Origin of the sequence: Xenorhabdus khoisanae, assembly GCF_001037465.1 — a bacterium.
Lineage (GTDB): Bacteria > Pseudomonadota > Gammaproteobacteria > Enterobacterales > Enterobacteriaceae > Xenorhabdus > Xenorhabdus khoisanae.
On record NZ_LFCV01000232.1, the window covers coordinates 1 to 2240 of the forward strand.

3 protein-coding genes, 1 tRNA gene and 1 rRNA gene are annotated in these 2240 nt (G+C 37.3%); 2 read left to right on the top strand and 3 right to left on the bottom strand.

From position 1 onward, the window contains the following. Window positions 1-24: 24 nt before the first annotated feature. Together rrf and AB204_RS20405 are read left to right on the top strand one after the other, a co-directional pair. Window positions 25-140: ribosomal RNA gene (gene rrf / locus AB204_RS20400) — 5S ribosomal RNA — on the top strand. Window positions 141-194: 54 nt separating this feature from the next. Then, window positions 195-271, top strand: a tRNA-Asp gene (locus tag AB204_RS20405). Window positions 272-433: 162 nt separating this feature from the next. Here the strand turns inward: AB204_RS20405 and AB204_RS20410 are convergent. The 3 genes from AB204_RS20410 to AB204_RS24090 are packed head-to-tail and all read right to left on the bottom strand — an operon-like array spanning window position 434 to window position 1996. Further along, window positions 434-631: a hypothetical protein gene (locus AB204_RS20410; RefSeq protein WP_047965214.1), complete on the bottom strand. Its 198-nt coding sequence runs from the start codon at window positions 629-631 to the stop codon at window positions 434-436. Between the two features lie 42 nt (window positions 632-673). After that, window positions 674-1618 (bottom strand): hypothetical protein, encoded by a 945-nt coding sequence (locus tag AB204_RS20415; protein ID WP_047965215.1) that lies wholly within the window; start codon window positions 1616-1618, stop codon window positions 674-676. A 33-nt stretch (window positions 1619-1651) separates the two neighbouring features. Continuing rightward, the gene (locus AB204_RS24090; RefSeq protein WP_411354731.1) at window positions 1652-1996 is read right to left on the bottom strand and encodes a HEAT repeat domain-containing protein; all 345 of its coding nucleotides are present in this window, start codon (window positions 1994-1996) and stop codon (window positions 1652-1654) included. Window positions 1997-2240 lie beyond the last annotated feature (244 nt).

A 2240-nucleotide genomic window follows, 5' to 3' on the forward strand; every position in this document is an offset into this window, starting at 1 on the left:
GTTCGGGATTGAATACAGGATTTGTCTGGCGGCAATAGCGCGGTGGTCCCACCTGACCCCATGCCGAACTCAGCAGTGAAACGCCGTAGCGCCGATGGTAGTGTGGGGTCTCCCCATGTGAGAGTAGGGCACTGCCAGACATTAATTAAAAGCCGGTTGCCGGTACAAAAGGCAGCCGGAGACAGAAATTCGGTGGTGCGGTAGTTCAGTTGGTTAGAATACCGGCCTGTCACGCCGGGGGTCGCGGGTTCGAGTCCCGTCCGCACCGCCACCTTATTTCAAGAAAAACCCTGAGAGAAATCTCAGGGTTTTTTCTTATCTGCAATAATTATCTGTAATAAATTGCTTTGATTGCTAAACGTTTTCAATGGCTATATTCTGATAAATCTTGTGTATGAAAACTGACTGATTTTACTAAACTGAATCAGCAACCTCATTGTCCTTCTGATAAACCACATGGGGATAAACAGCCCCATTCAGGCCCCCCACCATCTACTTCACGACCAGCTTTGTTGCCGGAGAGAGTGTGAGGTACTGCACCAGCCAGCAAGATTTCGGTACCGAAAGAAGCAAGAGAAATTTCTGCAATTACTTCTGATTTTTTGTTTTTAATTTGTTCAATATGTTTCATTTTACTTCCCCTTTGATCAACAGGATTGTAAAGACTTCTCACTTATTTGGATAAGATAGTCTTGATTTTCTCTTTTACTCTTGTTCTGACATAACTACTTTTATCATCATTTATTAATCCAATGAGATCACTAATATCGTCCTTGTTGTATGAACGTTCAGCTGCGTCTAATATAGCCTCAAAGGCAATAGCACGTATTTCATCTTTACTGTGATTACGGGCTACTTGTAAAGCGAGCTGACGACTTTTTTCGTTACCTAATTTTAATAATCCGTGGAATAGTGACTCTTGGGCGTGATAGCGTTCTTTCCTCCCTTTTTTTATATGTGCAATAACTTGTTGGTTTTCTGTTGGTTTTTCTTCACTATCTAAAATTAGTTTATTTTGGCTTACTTTTTTTTCTGGTTGCACTATCAAATTTAACGATACGCAAAAATCTTTTGGTGGGTATTGAATATGTATGTCTTTGTTTCGTTTATAAAACATGACATTGCCCGCAGATAACATTCGATCACCGGAAAAATTCAATGTTACTGATTCACCCTCTGTGCCGTTTATGTCATTGTAGCTGTAGTCATATAGGCTGGTTTTATAGCCATTACCAAAGAAATTAACAGTCCAGAAATCAAAATCATGATCATGTGCTTTTCCATAAGGAAGTGGTACAAAATCAAATTGATTTCTCAACGGTAGCCAAGCAACCATCCTGATAGAGATTTTCTTATCTTTGTAAATCAAGTAAGTAGGTGCCTGCATATCATTTGCTTTCTGAAACTGTGTTGGATCACGAAGATCTGAACAAATAAAAGAAATGATTTCCTCTTTATTGGCGGCATAAGAATACAACCATTCAGATACTTGATTAATTTCCTCTTCTATATAAATCCTTTTATTTATATGAGAGATAACATCTGAACTTTTTAACAATGTAAGAAATTCTTTAAGATCCAGTACATTTTTAACTGTTGGGGTGCTATCTATCGTCATATTCTGTTTCTCCTGAAGCAGCAATGACATTTTTTAACAATTTTTTGCCATTGTCATTTCTAGGCTTTGTATAGCAGCTTGTTTAAGTATTGGATCTTGGTCGTTCTCTGCCAGTATTTTAAGAACTTTTAGACAATTGGATGGCGCTATTTTAGAAAGGCTCTGCACAGCTTCCCAACGTACAAAGTTTGCGTAATTGGATATTGCTAAATTTTCAATGCATTGAATCGCCTGGGATGCCTTCATCTCCCCCAATAGCCTGACATATAATAGAACTCTGGATGCCTGTAAATCTGTACAGATACTTTGTATTGGCTCTAATGTCTCTCTGCTATAAACCCATGTAATCCACCCTTTCGGATCAGAATGTACAATCAATACGAAATTATTAGGAGAAGATTCAAAATCAAAATCTAAGATATATTTATAAGCTTCAAAATAATAAACTTTATTTGGTTTAAAGTGACAATCTTCAACTCTTTTTATGGGTTTTGGTTTTTGGAATATGTTTTGTTCTGAATCAAACTCATAGCAAGGGACGATTATTTCTGTGTTTGTCGGATTGATGACGAAAATATCAAATTAATTTGTATAAAGAGTATTTTGCTCATTATAAACAATA

What these genes read in the sequence shown, in the direction of transcription:
- AB204_RS20415 (WP_047965215.1), bottom strand. Translation starts at nt 1,618, where the DNA reads ATGACGATAGATAGCACCCCAACAGTTAAAAATGTACTGGATCTTAAA.
- AB204_RS20410 (WP_047965214.1), bottom strand. Translation starts at nt 631, where the DNA reads ATGAAACATATTGAACAAATTAAAAACAAAAAATCAGAAGTAATTGCA.